This window comes from Paraburkholderia sp. SIMBA_027, assembly GCF_046535315.1.
Classification (GTDB): domain Bacteria; phylum Pseudomonadota; class Gammaproteobacteria; order Burkholderiales; family Burkholderiaceae; genus Paraburkholderia; species Paraburkholderia tropica.
Window position 1 is genome coordinate 152,148 of the sequence record NZ_JAWRWY010000019.1, and the last position, 15,245, is coordinate 167,392.

Sequence of the window (15,245 nt, forward strand, 5' to 3'; positions counted from 1 at the left end):
GGCGGTTCGACCACGGCGAGTGCTAAATGAAAACGCCGGTCTTTAACGCGATGACGTCGGCCTCGCCGCCATCATCGCTTCGACTACGCCGCCTTTAAATGCCGCGTGCTCACACGCTGCAAATACACCGCGAGCCCTGCGCCCGCGATCACCAGACTGGCCGCATTGGCGAGCCAGAAACCGCGCGCGCCGGTCGACCAGACGGGCAGGTTGCCGAACACATCGAAGCCGAGCGCGTAGCCACCGCCCAGTCCCACGCCCCAGAGCGCGATCGCGTAGATCACGGTCGGCACCACGGCGACCTTGTAGGCGCGCAGCGCGAAAGCGGTGGTGATCTGCAGCGCGTCGAACACGTGATACACGGTGACGATCGCAACCAGCGGCATCGCCGCGATCGCCACGGCCGGATCGGGCGTATACGCGCCGATGATCAGCGGCCGCAGCACGAACACGATTGCACCGAACACGCAGGCAATCGCAACCGCCGTCATCACGCCATGACGCGCGAGCGTGCGCGCCTCCGCGTGGCGTTCGGCGCCCAGCGCCTGCGCAACCAGCGTCGAAGTCGCCACGCCGATCGAGAGCGGCGTCATGTACAGCACCGCGCCCATGTTCCCGGCGATCTGATGACCGGCGAGCGTCGTCGTGCCCAGGCGCGCGATGAAAATCGCCATGAAGGTGTAGGACGTCACCTCGATCAGATACGAGAGTCCCATCGGAATGCCGAGCTTGAGCAGTTCCGCCTGCCGTTTCCATTCGGGCCAGCAGAAGTGCTTGAAAATCTCGAACGGCTCGAAGACATCCACGCGCGTGATCGCGATCGCCGCGCACAACGCGAGCGCCCAGTTGATCGACGTGCTCGCGAGCGCGCAGCCCGGACCGCCGAGCGCGGGCACGCCGAGTCCGCCGAAAATCAGCCAGGTATTGAGCGGAATCTTGACGATCAGCGCGCCCACTTGCAGGAACATCACGAGACGCGGCCGTCCCACGGCGTTGGCGAGCGAGCTGTAGATGCGAAACGCGAGCGCGGCGGGCAGGCCGAACGACAGCAGCCGCAGATAACCGATGGTGCGTTCGCGCAGCGCTTCGGGCGCGCGCGCGAGGTCGAGCAGCGGGCCCGGAAAATAGAGAATCGTGAAGCCGATCACCATCAGCACGATTGCGAGCCAGAACGCCTGGCGCACTTCCAGACCGATCTCGATGTCCTTGCGCGCGCCGTAGAGCTGCGCGGTCACGGGCTGAAGCGCTGTGAGAATGCCCGTGAGACCGATGTACACCGAGACGTAGATCGACGATCCGAGGCCGAGCGCGGCGAGATCGAGCGCCGAGTAGCGGCCGACCATCGCCGTGTCGATCACGCCGAACGCGATGATCGCGAGCTGGCCGATCAGCACCGGCCAGGCGAGCCCGGCGATGCGCCGTATGTCGGCGAGGAACGTCGTCGTCACCGCGGCCTCAGTCGGGGCGCTTGCGCCAGACGTGTTTTTTGACGGGCGGCTGCGGGCGGTCGATGCGCACGTAGAGACGGAAGCGCTCGTCGCGGTCGGCGACGCGGCGGCCTTCCCAGACCAGCTTCCAGACGAAGTTCGACATCGAACTCGGCTCGCCGAAGTCCTGGGTGTCTTGTCGCAGGATCACGTCGCAATCCTCGTCGAACGAGAAGTGCATTTTGCCGAAGTAGGCGAAGGTGGCGATCTGCGCGTCGCCGAGGCGCACGGGCGAGATGCACTGGTAGTCGGCGGGCAGGTGCGCGGCGATCTGCTGCGCGACATCCTTATAGGTCCGGCTGTAGTTCACGACCGGCAGCCAGAGCGTCATCAGCAGCACCCACATCAGCGTGGTGCCGCCGCTCGACAGCACGACGCTGCGCCACAACACTTTCGGATGACGCGCCACGCGCCATTGCACGAGTGCGATCCAGCACAGCGTCACGGCCACGGCGCAGACGAACGAGAGAATCTTGAATTGCGGCGCGAAACCCGGTGCGAGGCGCGCGAGATTGCGCGCGAGCGGCGCCGGGAAACCCGTCATGCCCGCCAGCCACACCAGCCACACGAAGGTGCTGAGGATCGTGAAGCTGAGCACCGCGAACCAGTCGATCGCATTGATCGCGCCGCGCTTGAGCGTGGGCAAAGCGAAAGCCGCGAGCACGCAGACCGCGGGCAGCACCAGCATGAAGAGGCGATTGGTTTCGTGGCTCTGCACGACCACGAGGATCAGCAGCGGCACGATCACCGAAAGCGGAATCGCGATGTGCGGCGCGCGGCGCAGGCCCGCCCAGCTGACCCACGCCCAGATCGCGAGCGGCCAGGCCGGCCAGGTGAACAGCGGCAGGTTCTTGGCCGCGTAGCGCAGCACCGTGCCCGGCGGCCCGGCGAACGCGTTGACGTTGGTGCGCGCCCACTGGTTGAGGAACCAGACGCCGTCGTCGGGATAGATGTGCAGCGTGAGCAGCGGCCACGACAGCCCCACCACGAGCGCGACCGGCAAGCCGGCCACGAGCAGCCAGCGCGAACGCGTTTCGGGTGCGACGGCGAGCATCGCAAGCGTGCCGATCAGCAGGGCGCCAACCAGCACGGGGCCGGCCGCGAGCATCACGATGCCGAGCGCGAGGCCCCACCAGAGCGCGCCCTGGATGGGTTTGTCGATGGCGCGCACGAGGCCGTAGACGAGCATCGCGATGCCGACGAATTGCATCAGCTGCGGCGTGGTTTCGTGGCCGCGCTCGGCGAGACCGAAGCAGGCGAGCAGAATCAGCACGGCGCCGTCGGCGAGCGTGCGGCCGTAGTCGCGCGGCTCGGGCTCGCCGCCGAACGCGTATTTGAACGGCTGCACTTCGGCGCGGCGGCCGAGCAGATAGGCGCTGTACCAGACGAACGCGCAGGCGAGGCAGAACAGCACGCCGGTGGCGATGCGCGAGGCGTTGCTCGCGTCCACCCACGGCGCGAACACGCGGATGCACAGCGCGCCGAGCCAGTAGCCGAGCGGACCGTTCTCGGTCACGTACTTGCCGACGAGGTTGGGCAGCAGCCAGTCGTGCGAGGTGCCGCCGGCCATGGTCCACATCACGCCGAAGCCGGCCGCATCCTCGTTCTTCCACGGATCGCGGCCGAACAGGCCGAACGACGCGAAGATGATACAGATGGTCAGCAGCAGCCAGCGCGGCAGGGCGCTGGTGGCGGAGGCGGTCAGGCGAATGGCTGGCTTCATGCAGTGCGAGGGAATTCGAGTAAGCGCAACGGTCGCAGGCGGCCGTTGCGGAGCATCCGGCATTCTAGCCGGGCAGGCTCGCGCGCGTCACGGCAAGCGACGCTTGTCAGCTGTTGCCAACGCTTGCCGGCGCAATGAAACGGTCGATGGTCGAAACCGGACCGTCACGGCGGGTCGGCGGCAGTGTGTCAGCGTAAGCTGCAACAAGCGTCGGAAAGCGTCGGAAAAATCCGGTAAGACGGCGCGGGCAACAAAAAAGGGCAGCCTGGGCTGCCCTTTTTGTACACGTCTGTGCGGGTCCGGCACGATGACCGGAGAGCGAAGCTTACTTCGCTGCCTTGCCCGTAGCGCGTGCGCCGAACTTCTTGTTGAACTTCTCGACGCGGCCGGCCGTGTCCATGATCTTCTGCGTACCCGTGTAGAACGGATGCGATTCCGACGAGACTTCGATCTTCGCGAGCGGGTAGGTCTTGCCGTTGAATTCGGCGGTTTCGCGCGTCTGGATGGTCGAGCGCGTCACGAAACGGAAATCGTTCGACACGTCGATGAACAGAACTTCGCGGTAATCCGGGTGAATGCCTTCTTTCATGGTCTTTCCTAAAATCTGGCGGTAGCCAACCCACGTTGCCCGCAACACCCATGTCGCGGCGCTCTTCGCGCGAGCCACTTGCCCAAGGTCGAAAAAACGCGATTATGCCAGAAAATCAGCTGGTTGGCGAATTTTTGCGGGCCCGCGACAGCTTTTTCAGGCCGGTTGGCCGTCGAGCGCGCCCACCCGTGCCGGATCCTGACGGTAATAGCGCGCGAGCAGCCGGTAAAGCTCCGGATATTCGGCCTCGAAGGCCTTCGGCGTGACGAACAGCGCCTCGCTGCACACGGCGAAGAACTCCGACGGGTGATCGGCCGCATAGGGATCGATCAGCGAGTCACGTTCGAAGCGCTTCCAGCGGCGTTCCGGCACCGCATCGACCTTGTCGCAGAACTGGTCGTAGGCGTTGTCGAACACATCGGCCCACGCCTGCGCGTCGAGCGGGGCGTGCCAGCGCCGATAAAGGGGCGGATGACCGTCGGTTTCGCCGTTGAGCATGTCGATCTTGTGCGCGAACTCGTGGATGACGACGTTGTAGGCGTCGCTGCCGTCGGTCATCTGCGCATCTTCCCACGAGAGGATCACCGGGCCGCCTTCCCACGCCTCGCCGCTCGCGTCGTGCTCGACTTCATGCACCACGCCGTCCTCGTCCTCCACGGTCTTGCGGATCACGAACTCGCCCGGATAGACGATCACGCCCACCCAGCCCTTGTACAGATCGAGCGAGAGATTCAGCACGGGCAGCGAGGCCTGGGCGGCGATCGCCACGGTCATGGCGTCGGTAAGTTCGAGATCGTGCGCGGTCGAGAATTCCTTCTGCGCGAGGAACAGGCTCGTGAGTTCGCGCAGGCGTATGAGATCGGCGGCGTCGAGGTGGCCGAGAAAGGGCAGTCCCTCGAGCGTCGCCTGCCAGAGCACGTCGTCGATCGCATAGGTGCGCAGCGCCTTTTCGCGGCGGCGCGCGCCGAACCAGCTGGAGAGTTTCGAAAGCATCGCGTCAGTTGTGTTCAGTCGATCTGCTTTTGCCACGCGGCGAATACCGCGCCGACGATCGCCGCGCCCATCAGATAGTAGAAGCCGTCGAGCGAACTCAGGAAGCTCGCCTGCTGCGCCACCATCCGGCTGACCTGCGCGAGCGCGAGGCCGTGCGCTTCGCCCGGCGAGCGGCCGAGCGCCTCGAAGGTGTGCGTCAGCTTCGCGAACGTGTCCTGAAAGATCGGGTTGAGCGGATTCACGAATTCCACGAGCCGCGTCTGGTGCAGCGCCAGCCGATGCTGCTCGACGATGATGACCGTGGCGGTCGCGAACGATATCGTCAACTGACGGACGATGTTTTTCAAGCGGTAACCGTGTGTGAACTCGTCGATATCGAAGATGCGAAAGGTGAGATTGGCCACCGGCAGCACGATGAACAGCAGCAACAGGCCGCGCAGCAGCAGCGGCGGAATCAGCCACGTCTCGCTGACGTCGGGCGTCATCTTCGTCATCCAGAACGCCACGAAAAACGCCAGCAGGAAGCCCGGCACGATGATCCACTTCTTGTGCGTGACGAACTTCGCATAGCGGAAGTAAAGAAACAGCGCGGTGGCGGAAATCAGCGAGGTGATGCCGGTGAGGCGGCCGGCGTTTTCGACCGGATAGTCGAGACCGCTTTCGAGAAAGCGCGAGACCAGATAGCTGAGCACCGTGGTCATGTAGTAGTAGAACATGTACAGCAGCAGCCCGACCTGGAACGGCCGCTCGCGCAGCGCGTGCAGCCGCACGAGCGGCTTCGGATGATGCCATTGATGCCACACGAACCACGCGAGCGAGCCGATGCCCGCGAGCGTCAGCAGCGGAATTTGCGGCGACGTGGTGAAGAGTTCGAAGCGCACCTGCTGCATGGCGATCTGCAGCGCGCCTTGCGCGAAGGCGAAGATAATGTACGGCCAGAAGTGCGACGCGCCGCGCTCCTCGGGCAGCACGTGGCCGGAATCGGGCAGCGCGAGCAGCGCCAGCACGGCGTAGAGCACGCCCGCCGGCGCGGAAAAGGCGAACAGCGCGCGCCAGTCGAAATACGACACCAGATAGCCGCCGACGAGCGGCGCGAGCGCGCTCGACAGCACGATCAGGATCAGGAACGCGCGCGTGGCGACGGGGCGTTGCTGCGGCGTGAAGCTGATCTGAATGAGGATGCGGCAGGTGCCCATCATCGGGCCGATGAAATAGCCCTGGAAGCCGCGCGCGAAAGCCAGTTCGATCGACGATTCGCACAGCGCCGCCGCCACCGACCCCGCGGCATAGAGCAGCAGGCAGCCGCCCACGTAGCGCCGGTAACCCACGCGTTCGACCCACCATTGCTGCTGCAGGATGCCGAGCACCGCGCACACGGCATAACTGCTCGACGACCAGACGAGTTCGTCGGGCGAGGCGTTGATGCCGCCCGCGATGTAGCTCGTGAAGAACGAAAAGATCGCGTTGTCGTAGTAGTCGAGTCCGGTCGCGATGGCGAGGACCCAGGGGAGGAAGTCGCCGCGCAGGCGGGCGGCGCTGAAGAGCGGTTCGCGGGTGGAGGTGGCGCTCATGCGCGTTCGCCTCCGTCTTCGTCGTCGGACTGCTTTTGCGTGCGCTTTGCGCCGCGCTTTTCTGCGCCCTTGCTCGCGCGCGCATGGCCTGGCTTGTTCGCGGATTTGAGTGCGGTGGACGAGGGCGCCTGGGTGAGCGGTGGTGCGCCGCGTTCGGCATCTTGGCGTCGGCGCGAGGCGGCCAGACGTTCGCCGATCAGCGCTTCGGACGGTTCGCCCGCGAGGCGACGCTTCAGGTAGTCGAGATCGTCGGCGAGTTCGGCACGCACGCTTTGCGCTTCCTTCAACTCGCGCCGCACGGCGCCGATGCGCGCATCGAGCGTGTCGATCTGCTGCGCGAGCGCGTCGGCGATCTGTTGCAGCGATTCGTGCGAGTAGCGCCGCCGGCCGTCGCCGACCGATTCCAGCGGACGCTTGAGCATTTCGGTGATGCCGTGCAGCGAAAAGCCGAGCGCACGCAAGCGCAGAATGCGCGCGAATTGCTCGAGATCGTGTTCGTCGTAGAGGCGGTAGCGGCCTTCGCTACGCGTCGGGGTCACGAGTCCGCGTTCCTCGTAGTATTTGAGCGTGCGTGGCGTGACGTTCAGCCGCAAGGCGGCGTCGCGCACGGTGAGGAGCGGGTTGGCGTCCGGAGCGGGGTCCGGTCTGGCGTGTCTGGACATCGGTGGCCGGCCGGGCAGGCGGCAGTGAATACAGACCCGGATTATAGTTCAACGTGAACGTTCACGTACAGGTTGTGCCGCCCCGTATCCGCAACGGTTTATTGTGTGAAATCAGCGCACTAACGCGTCCTAACGCATCCGGAAATGAAAAACGCCCGCTGGGAGCGGGCGTTTCAGATGCTGCATCGAGCGGGGTGCGAGGCCTTAGCCGCCGCGGCGCATCATGTCGAAGAACTCGGAGTTGTTCTTCGTCTGGCGAATCTTGTCGAGCAGGAATTCCATTGCTTCGACTTCGTCCATGTCGTGGATGAACTTGCGCAGCACCCAGATCTTCTGGAGGATGTCCGGCTTGATCAGCAACTCTTCGCGACGCGTGCCCGACTTGTTCAGGTTGATCGACGGATAGACGCGCTTTTCCGCGAGACGGCGCTCGAGGTGCACTTCCATGTTGCCCGTGCCCTTGAACTCTTCGTAGATCACGTCGTCCATGCGGCTGCCGGTTTCGATCAGCGCGGTGCCGATGATCGTGAGCGAACCGCCTTCTTCGATGTTACGCGCCGCGCCGAAGAAACGCTTCGGACGTTGCAGCGCGTTAGCGTCCACACCACCCGTCAGCACCTTGCCCGAAGCCGGCACGACCGTGTTGTAGGCGCGCGCGAGACGCGTGATGGAGTCGAGCAGAATCACAACGTCGTGCTTCATTTCAACGAGGCGCTTGGCCTTTTCGATCACCATTTCGGCGACCTGCACGTGACGCGCAGCCGGTTCGTCGAACGTCGAGGCGATCACTTCGCCCGCGACCGAACGCTGCATTTCCGTCACTTCTTCCGGACGCTCGTCGATCAGCAGCACGAACAGGACCACGTCGGGGTGGTTCTGCTTGATGGCGTGCGCGATGTGCTGAAGCATCACGGTCTTGCCGGACTTGGGCGATGCGACCAGCAGGCCGCGTTGACCCTTGCCGATGGGCGCGATCATGTCGATGATGCGGCCCGTCACGTTCTCCTCACCGCGCATTTCGCGCTCGAGCAGCAGCACCTTGTTCGGGTGCAGCGGCGTGAGGTTCTCGAACATGATCTTGTGCTTCGAGGCTTCCGGCGGCTGGCCGTTGACCTTGTCCACCTTCACGAGCGCGAAATAGCGTTCGCCGTCCTTCGGCGTACGCACTTCACCTTCGATCGTGTCGCCGGTGTGCAGATTGAAGCGGCGGATCTGCGACGGGCTGATATAGATATCGTCCGTGCTGGCGAGATACGAGGTTTCCGGCGAGCGCAGGAAGCCGAATCCGTCCGGCAGCACTTCAAGCGTGCCGTCACCGAAGATCGTTTCGCCCGTCTTGGCGCGCTTTTTGAGAATCGCGAACATCAGTTCCTGCTTGCGCAGGCGGTTCGCATTTTCGATCTCGAGGCCATTGGCCATCTCGATCAATTCGGACACGTGCAGAGACTTGAGCTCGGAAAGATGCATACGGAGAACCCGTCGGGGAGGATGCGACGAAAAGAAGTCAGGGGGAAAAGAACGAGCGGAACCGCTCAAGGACTTATATAAGGGCGCCGGATACGACGCTTTATGAATTCTAGCATAGCACACGCCAGAAACCGCCAGTGAAGCCCTGCGGCATGTTTCAGCATGTTTTTAACGGGCATGTTGTCGGCTGACAACATGCCCGTGACCGACCTGATGCGCCTTTCAGCACTGCCGCGGCTGCCGTGAGGGCAGCGGGCGCGGCGGCCGGAACGCTTTTACAGGTGGCTGTCCAGGAACGCGGTGAGCTGCGACTTCGACAGGGCGCCGACCTTCTGCGCCGCGACGGCGCCGTTCTTGAAGAGGATCAGCGTGGGGATGCCGCGCACGCCGAACTTCACCGGCGTCGACTGATGTTCGTCGACGTTGATCTTCGCGACTTGCAGACGGTCGCTGTAGTCCTTCGCGACTTCGTCGAGAATCGGCGCGATCATCTTGCAGGGGCCGCACCATTCGGCCCAGAAGTCCAGCAAGACGGGCTTATCGGATTTAACGACGTCCTGTTCGAACGATGCGTCGCTGATGTGCTTGATTTGTTCGCTCATTGTATGAATACCTCTTTCGGATCGAGGCTGATTGAATTGCTCGCCACGATACACCAAAAACCAGAATATATCCGGCGATGCCCAAGCCTTGCCGGGCGGGACCGGATCGAGTCGCCAAGGCTGTCCTGACGACGATCGACGCCAGTGTAGCCTAAATCCCTATGCGTTGCCGACGGTGATAGTACGCAGGTCGGCAGCAGGGTTTCCCACATTTTTCCCTTCATTTCGTGCGTCGCGTGCACGGATTGCATGCAACAGGGCGCACAGGCGTATGCCGATTCTCCGTGTGCCGCACAGCCTGACTGCGTGCTGCCGCACTGTAATGCAATGCCAGCGTGGGGAACCCGACATATCGCACAATCTCGATATGGTGTCGCGGCGCGGCTTTGCAAGGACTTTGCCGAGAGACCGCGCGAAGTCCGTGGAAGGGCCGCTGGAAGGGCATTGCAGCAGCCGTCCCGCGGATGTTCGGCGGCCCCGCGCAAAGAGTTTTGCAGTGCGGCATTCTCAATTCGGGTCCAGCGATGTTAGAATGCTTCGTGACGGGCCTCCTCGCATGGTGGGGCGGTCAACCTGGTCAGGTCGGGAACGAAGCAGCCACAGCCGTTTTCCGCCAGTGCCGAGGGTCAGGCTCGTCACCTTCGCTTTTTCTTCTTGCGCCTCGGGCGCGTCTTGCAGCATCCCCTCGCAGTTTTCCGTCGATCGTCTCCGGTTTTTCTATTGCGCCAGCTTGCTCGCATAGCATCCGGCTTCCGCACGTTTATCGTTTCGCGTCATGCCCGTTTGCACCAGCGTCGAGCGGTTTTTGCGCGCGCTTTCGCACCGGTTTCGCCGAGCATGGGCGACCCCGTTCCGCGCGCCTGCACACAAGGCGTTCGGCGCCTTCCGATTCATCGGAGCGCGCGGGCGTTGCTGATACAATTTCCGGATGACCTATCAAGTTCTCGCACGCAAGTGGCGACCGAAGGATTTCGCTTCGCTCGTCGGACAGGAGCACGTGGTGCGCGCGCTCACGCATGCGCTCGACGGCGGGCGTCTCCATCACGCGTACCTCTTCACGGGCACGCGCGGCGTGGGCAAGACGACGCTCTCGCGCATCTTCGCCAAGGCGCTCAATTGCGAGACCGGCGTGACGTCCAAGCCGTGCGGCGTGTGTCGCGCGTGCCGGGAAATCGACGAAGGGCGCTTTGTCGATTACGTGGAAATGGATGCGGCGAGTAATCGCGGCGTCGACGAAATGGCCGCGCTGCTCGAGCGCGCCGTCTACGCGCCGGTCGATGCGCGCTTCAAGGTCTATATGATCGACGAAGTGCACATGCTCACGAACCACGCCTTCAACGCGATGCTGAAGACGCTGGAAGAGCCGCCGCCGCACGTGAAGTTCATTCTCGCGACGACCGATCCGCAAAAGATTCCGGTCACCGTGCTTTCGCGCTGTCTGCAATTCAATTTGAAGCAGATGCCCGCCGGCAATATCGTCGAGCATCTGACGCATATTCTCGGCGAAGAAAAAGTCGAGTTCGAGCCGCAGGCGCTGCGTCTGCTCGCGCGCGCCGCCGACGGTTCGATGCGCGACGCGCTCTCGCTGACTGATCAGGCGATCGCGTATTCGGCCAATCAGGTGACGGAAGAGGCCGTGCGCGGCATGCTCGGCGCACTCGACCAGAGCTATCTGATTCGCCTGATCGACGCGCTGGTGGCCGGCGACGGCCCCAACGTGCTGTCGATCGCGGACGAAATGGCGCTGCGCAGCCTGTCGTTCTCGACGGCGCTGCAGGATCTCGCGAGTCTGTTCCATCGCATCGGCTGGGCGCAATTTGCGCCGGCTTCGGTGCTCGACGAATGGCCCGAGGCCGACGATGTGCGCCGCTTCGCGCAGGCGCTGAATCCGGAACAGGTCCAGCTTTATTATCAGATCGCCACGCTGGGTCGTAGCGAACTGGGTCTCGCGCCCGACGAGTATGCGGGTTTCACGATGGCGCTGCTGCGCATGCTGGCGTTCGCGCCTTCTGTGAGCGCGGGGAGCGTCGGTAGCGCGCCGGCGTCGAAGCCGGCTGCGGCGGGTGTCGCGAGCAGCGCAGCGAGTGCGCGTGCGTCGGCGCCGGCTGTGAGCGCCGCGCCGGTATCGCGTGCCGATGCGCAGCCGCAGGTTGCCGCGCCCGTTGCTGCGCCGCGTGTGACTGTGCCGGTTGCTCCGGTCACGTCGGTCGCGCCGGTTACGCCGAGCGTCGTTACGCCGGGCGTCGTTACGCCGGAGCCCGCGCCTGTTGCGGCCGCGAAGCCGGTGGAAGCCGCGCCTGCTGAACCCGCGAAGGTTGAAACGAGCGCCGCGCAGCCGCGCGTCGTGCCGCCGTGGGAAGACGAAGCGACCGCAGCTCCGGTTCAGGCCGAAGCCGCTGCCGCGCCGGTCGAGGCTGTCAGCGCGGAAGCCGTGGCGGAGTCGCCGCTTGCATCGCCGGAACCGGCTTCGATCGAAGCCGCGAGCGCGAAACCGGCGGATGAAGCCGTCGCAGCGGCTGAGCCTGTTGCCGCCGAACCCGCGCCCGCGCCTGTGCCTGCCCAAACGCAGCAAGCGTCCGACGACCCGTTCGAATCGCCCGCTGCATCGGCGGGCGGACGCAGCGGCGCGAGCGCCGCGCTCGATCTGCTGCGCAACAAGGGCCTGCGCGTCTCGACGGATCGTTCCGCCGCGCGCACGCCGGCCGGCGCCTCCGCGCCTGCTGCGCCCGCGCCGAAACTCGACAAGCCGCGCATGGAAGTGAAGGTGCCGACGCCCGATCCCGCGCGTCGCGCCGCCGCCGCGCAGGAAGCGCAGGGACGTCAGCCGCGCGCCGCTGCCGCGCGTCAGGATGCGTCCGACGCGCCGCCGTGGGGCAGTCAGTTCGACGACATGCCGCCCGACGATTACATGCCGATCGGTGCCGACGATGCGTATTTCTCGTCGTCCGATGACGGCTTCGCGCCGTCGTTCGACAACGGAAACGCCGCGCCGCGCGCGAGTTCAGCCGCTTCCGCTGCTGTCGTCGACGTGAGCAAGCTGCCGCCGGGCATCGCGCTCGACGCGATCGGCTTCAACGGCGACTGGCCCGCGCTGGCCGCGACGCTGCCGCTCAAGGGCATTTCGTATCAGCTCGCGTTCAACAGCGAACTGACCGCGCTCGATGGCGGCGTGCTCAAGCTCAGCGTGCCGGTGCCGCAGTACGCGGAAAGCTCGCAGGTCGCCAAGCTCAAGACGGCGCTCGCGGAAGCGCTCGGCAAGCCCGTCGAGGTCGACGTGACGGTCGGTCCGGCGCGCCGCACGGCCGCCGCGCTCGACGCCGCCGCGCGCGCCGAGCGTCAGCGCGACGCCGAACGCGTGATCGGTGCCGATCCGTTCGTGCAGCAACTGATTCGCGACTTCGGCGCGAGCATCGTGCCCGGTTCGATCCGGCCGATCGCGCCCGAAGCCGCGCAGGGCGGCCAGGCCGCCCATTGAATTGCGCCGCGCGGCGCGGAGCGTGCTCCGTCGCCGCGCGCGTGACGCATCACCATGATCCACAAGGAGCAATGAAATGTTGAAAGGCCAACTCGCCGGGCTCATGAAGCAAGCCCAGCAGATGCAGGAAAACATGAAGAAGGCGCAGGAGCAGCTGGCCCAGATCGAAGTCGAGGGGCAGGCGGGCGCCGGTCTCGTCAAGGTGACGATGACCTGCCGCAACGACGTGCGCCGCGTGTCGATCGATCCGAGCCTGCTCGCCGACGACAAGGACATGCTCGAAGACCTCGTCGCCGCTGCGTTCAACGACGCCGTGCGCAAGGCCGAAGCCACGTCGCAGGAAAAGATGAGCGGCATGACGGCCGGTCTGCCGATTCCGCCGGGCTTCAAGATGCCGTTCTAAGGCAGGTTGCCGCGTGCCGCGGGTCCGCATGGACCGGCGTGCGCGCGCACCGCTGATGTACCGATGTACCCGCGCCGGGCCGCGCATGCGCGTGGCCCTGTGCGCGGTTTGCCGCGCGAGCAGAACGGCTCGCTGAGCGGCTTTGCTGGTTGACTTGAGCGCGCGTCGATGGCGGGATCATCGATCGCTCTTGTCCGTTTATCGTCCGCTTACCGCTTTGCCGCGCTGAATCCGCATGAAACAACCTTCCGCCCTGTCGGCGCTCGTCGAAGCGCTGCGCGTGTTGCCCGGCGTCGGGCCGAAGTCGGCGCAGCGCATGGCCTATCACCTGATGCAGCACGACCGCGAAGGCGCTGAAAAGCTCGGCCGTGCGCTCACGTTCGCCACCGAGAACCTCAAGCACTGCGAGAAGTGCAACACGTTTACCGAAGCTCAGGTGTGCGAAACCTGTCTCGACGATGAGCGCGATCCCACGCTGCTCTGCGTGGTCGAAACGCCCGCCGACCAGATCATGCTCGAACAGACCCTTACGTATCGCGGGCTGTATTTCGTGCTGATGGGGCATCTGAGCCCGCTCGACGGCATCGGTCCCAAGGAAATTCATTTCGACCGCCTCGTGAAGCGCGCCTCCGACGGCGTCGTCAAGGAAGTCGTGCTCGCAACCAACTTCACGAACGAAGGCGAGGCGACCGCGCACTATCTCGGCCAGACGCTCAAGGCGCGCGGCCTCGCGGTCACGCGACTCGCGCGCGGCGTGCCGGTGGGCGGCGAACTCGAATACGTCGACGCGGGCACGATCGCGCGCGCGATGCTCGACCGCCGCTCGATGTAAGCGGCTCGATGCAAGCGACCCGAGCCGCAGCGAAGAACACGCAAGGAGACACATGAGCGCAGCCGCATCCAACGAATCCGGCGCCCAGACGGGAGCCAACACCGGCGCGAACGCCGATGCAAAAAGCGCGGGCCCGCTCGCGGGCGTGAAGGTGCTCGAACTCGGCACGCTGATCGCGGGCCCGTTCGCCGCGCGTTTTCTGGGCGAGTTCGGCGCCGAAGTCATCAAGATCGAGGACCCGAAGGGCGGCGACCCGCTGCGCAAGTGGCGCAAGCTCTGGCCCGAGGCCGGCGGCACATCGCTCTGGTGGGCCGTGCAGGCGCGCAACAAGAAGTCGGTGACGGTCAATCTCAAGGCCGAAGAGGGCAAGGAGATCGTGCGTCGTCTGGCGGCGGAGGCGGACATCGTCGTCGAGAACTTCCGGCCCGGGCTGCTCGAAAAACTCGGGCTCGGTTACGACGTGCTCTCGAAGCACAACCCCGGTCTCGTGATGGTGCGGCTGTCGGGCTATGGCCAGACCGGGCCGTATCGCGATCGTCCGGGCTTCGGCGCGATTGCCGAGTCGATGGGCGGTCTGCGTCACATCACCGGCTATCCCGAACTGCCGCCGCCGCGCATCGGCATTTCGATCGGCGATTCGATCGCGGCGCTGCATGGCGTGATCGGCGCGATGATGGCGCTGCATCATCGCAACATGAACGGCGGCAGCGGCCAGATTGTCGACGTGGCGCTCTACGAAGCCGTCTTCAACATGATGGAAAGCGTGGTGCCCGAATATGGCGTGTACGGCATGGTGCGCGAGCGCACGGGTGCGTCGCTGCCGGGCATCGTGCCGTCGAATACGTATCCGTGCCGCGACGGCAGCATCGTGATCGGCGGCAATAGCGATCCGATTTTCAAACGGCTGATGACGGCGATCGAGCGCGAGGATCTCGCCAGCGATCCCGCGCTCGCGCACAACGACGGTCGCGTGCCGCGCACCGCCGAGATCGATGGCGCGATTGCCGCGTGGCTGTCGTCGCGCACCATCGACGAGGCGCTCGACGTGCTCAATGCCGCCGACGTGCCCGCGGGCCGCATCTACAGCGCCGCAGACATGTTCACCGATCCGCAGTTTGCCGCGCGCCAGATGATCCAGCAGTTCCGCTGGCAGACGAAGGGCGCGAATGGTGAAGCTGGCGAGCCGGGCGAGGGCGTCGATATCGCGCTGCCCGGCGTCACGCCCAAGCTCTCGGCGACGCCCGGCGACACGCGCTGGCTCGGTCCGGCGCTCGGCGAGCACACCGACGAAGTGCTGCGCTCGCTCGGCTACGACGCCGATCAGATCGCGCGGCTGCACGAGCAGCAGGTCGTGTAGCGCGCGGCGGCCTGCGTGGCCGTTGCAACAACAAAAAGGCTCGCATTCAGCGAGCCTTTTTTCATTGTGCGCGAACCGGATGCC

Annotated in this window: 12 protein-coding genes and 1 other RNA gene; 5 read left to right on the forward strand and 8 right to left on the reverse strand. The window is 65.0% G+C overall.

What is annotated here, in order from left to right; all coding sequences use genetic code 11:
• Positions 1-83: 83 nt before the first annotated feature.
• The 8 genes from SB764_RS30900 to trxA all read right to left on the reverse strand — a co-directional run bounded on the left by SB764_RS30900 (position 84) and on the right by trxA (position 9,094).
• The gene (locus SB764_RS30900) at positions 84-1,448 is read right to left on the reverse strand and encodes an MATE family efflux transporter (RefSeq protein WP_410865907.1); all 1,365 of its coding nucleotides are present in this window, start codon (positions 1,446-1,448) and stop codon (positions 84-86) included.
• Between the two features lie 7 nt (positions 1,449-1,455).
• Positions 1,456-3,210, reverse strand: coding sequence for an ArnT family glycosyltransferase (locus SB764_RS30905; protein ID WP_110328114.1), 1,755 nt, complete (start codon positions 3,208-3,210; stop codon positions 1,456-1,458).
• A gap of 325 nt (positions 3,211-3,535) precedes the next feature.
• Positions 3,536-3,799 (reverse strand): type B 50S ribosomal protein L31, encoded by a 264-nt coding sequence (locus SB764_RS30910; RefSeq protein ID WP_065060047.1) that lies wholly within the window; start codon positions 3,797-3,799, stop codon positions 3,536-3,538.
• 156 nt (positions 3,800-3,955) lie between these two features.
• A complete protein-coding gene (locus SB764_RS30915; protein ID WP_065060046.1) occupies positions 3,956-4,792 on the reverse strand; it encodes a zinc-dependent peptidase in 837 nt (278 codons plus the stop codon).
• A 14-nt stretch (positions 4,793-4,806) separates the two neighbouring features.
• A complete protein-coding gene (locus tag SB764_RS30920) occupies positions 4,807-6,363 on the reverse strand; it encodes an MFS transporter (RefSeq protein WP_074984219.1) in 1,557 nt (518 codons plus the stop codon).
• A complete protein-coding gene (locus tag SB764_RS30925) occupies positions 6,360-7,025 on the reverse strand; it encodes a MerR family transcriptional regulator (RefSeq protein WP_110328116.1) in 666 nt (221 codons plus the stop codon). The genes SB764_RS30920 and SB764_RS30925 overlap by 4 nt, the downstream gene beginning before the upstream one ends.
• A 204-nt stretch (positions 7,026-7,229) precedes the next feature.
• Entirely contained in the window at positions 7,230-8,492 is a 1,263-nt protein-coding gene (gene rho, locus SB764_RS30930; RefSeq protein ID WP_027818379.1) for a transcription termination factor Rho, read from the reverse strand.
• Between the two features lie 275 nt (positions 8,493-8,767).
• On the reverse strand, positions 8,768-9,094 hold the full coding sequence (gene trxA, locus SB764_RS30935) for a thioredoxin TrxA (protein WP_065060043.1): 327 nt from the start codon (positions 9,092-9,094) through the stop codon (positions 8,768-8,770).
• A gap of 541 nt (positions 9,095-9,635) precedes the next feature.
• Here trxA and ffs point away from each other — a divergent pair.
• From ffs to SB764_RS30960, 5 genes are all read left to right on the forward strand, one after another.
• Positions 9,636-9,734: signal recognition particle sRNA small type (gene ffs, locus SB764_RS30940), an RNA gene on the forward strand.
• A gap of 288 nt (positions 9,735-10,022) precedes the next feature.
• Complete coding sequence (locus tag SB764_RS30945; RefSeq protein WP_410865908.1) at positions 10,023-12,569, forward strand: DNA polymerase III subunit gamma/tau; 2,547 nt, start codon at positions 10,023-10,025, stop codon at positions 12,567-12,569.
• A gap of 76 nt (positions 12,570-12,645) precedes the next feature.
• A complete protein-coding gene (locus SB764_RS30950) occupies positions 12,646-12,972 on the forward strand; it encodes a YbaB/EbfC family nucleoid-associated protein (protein ID WP_027818382.1) in 327 nt (108 codons plus the stop codon).
• A 235-nt stretch (positions 12,973-13,207) separates the two neighbouring features.
• Positions 13,208-13,804, forward strand: a complete 597-nt coding sequence (recR, locus tag SB764_RS30955; RefSeq protein ID WP_065060041.1) for a recombination mediator RecR — start codon at positions 13,208-13,210, stop codon at positions 13,802-13,804.
• A gap of 52 nt (positions 13,805-13,856) precedes the next feature.
• Positions 13,857-15,161, forward strand: a complete 1,305-nt coding sequence (locus tag SB764_RS30960) for a CaiB/BaiF CoA transferase family protein (protein WP_065060040.1) — start codon at positions 13,857-13,859, stop codon at positions 15,159-15,161.
• Positions 15,162-15,245: the final 84 nt, after the last annotated feature.

Coding starts and splice junctions, on each gene's coding strand:
- SB764_RS30905 (WP_110328114.1), bottom strand. CDS start 3,210: ATGAAGCCAGCCATTCGCCTGACCGCCTCCGCCACCAGCGCCCTGCCG.
- SB764_RS30910 (WP_065060047.1), bottom strand. CDS start 3,799: ATGAAAGAAGGCATTCACCCGGATTACCGCGAAGTTCTGTTCATCGAC.
- SB764_RS30915 (WP_065060046.1), bottom strand. CDS start 4,792: ATGCTTTCGAAACTCTCCAGCTGGTTCGGCGCGCGCCGCCGCGAAAAG.
- SB764_RS30920 (WP_074984219.1), bottom strand. CDS start 6,363: ATGAGCGCCACCTCCACCCGCGAACCGCTCTTCAGCGCCGCCCGCCTG.
- SB764_RS30925 (WP_110328116.1), bottom strand. CDS start 7,025: ATGTCCAGACACGCCAGACCGGACCCCGCTCCGGACGCCAACCCGCTC.
- rho (WP_027818379.1), bottom strand. CDS start 8,492: ATGCATCTTTCCGAGCTCAAGTCTCTGCACGTGTCCGAATTGATCGAG.
- trxA (WP_065060043.1), bottom strand. CDS start 9,094: ATGAGCGAACAAATCAAGCACATCAGCGACGCATCGTTCGAACAGGAC.
- SB764_RS30945 (WP_410865908.1), top strand. CDS start 10,023: ATGACCTATCAAGTTCTCGCACGCAAGTGGCGACCGAAGGATTTCGCT.
- SB764_RS30950 (WP_027818382.1), top strand. CDS start 12,646: ATGTTGAAAGGCCAACTCGCCGGGCTCATGAAGCAAGCCCAGCAGATG.
- recR (WP_065060041.1), top strand. CDS start 13,208: ATGAAACAACCTTCCGCCCTGTCGGCGCTCGTCGAAGCGCTGCGCGTG.
- SB764_RS30960 (WP_065060040.1), top strand. CDS start 13,857: ATGAGCGCAGCCGCATCCAACGAATCCGGCGCCCAGACGGGAGCCAAC.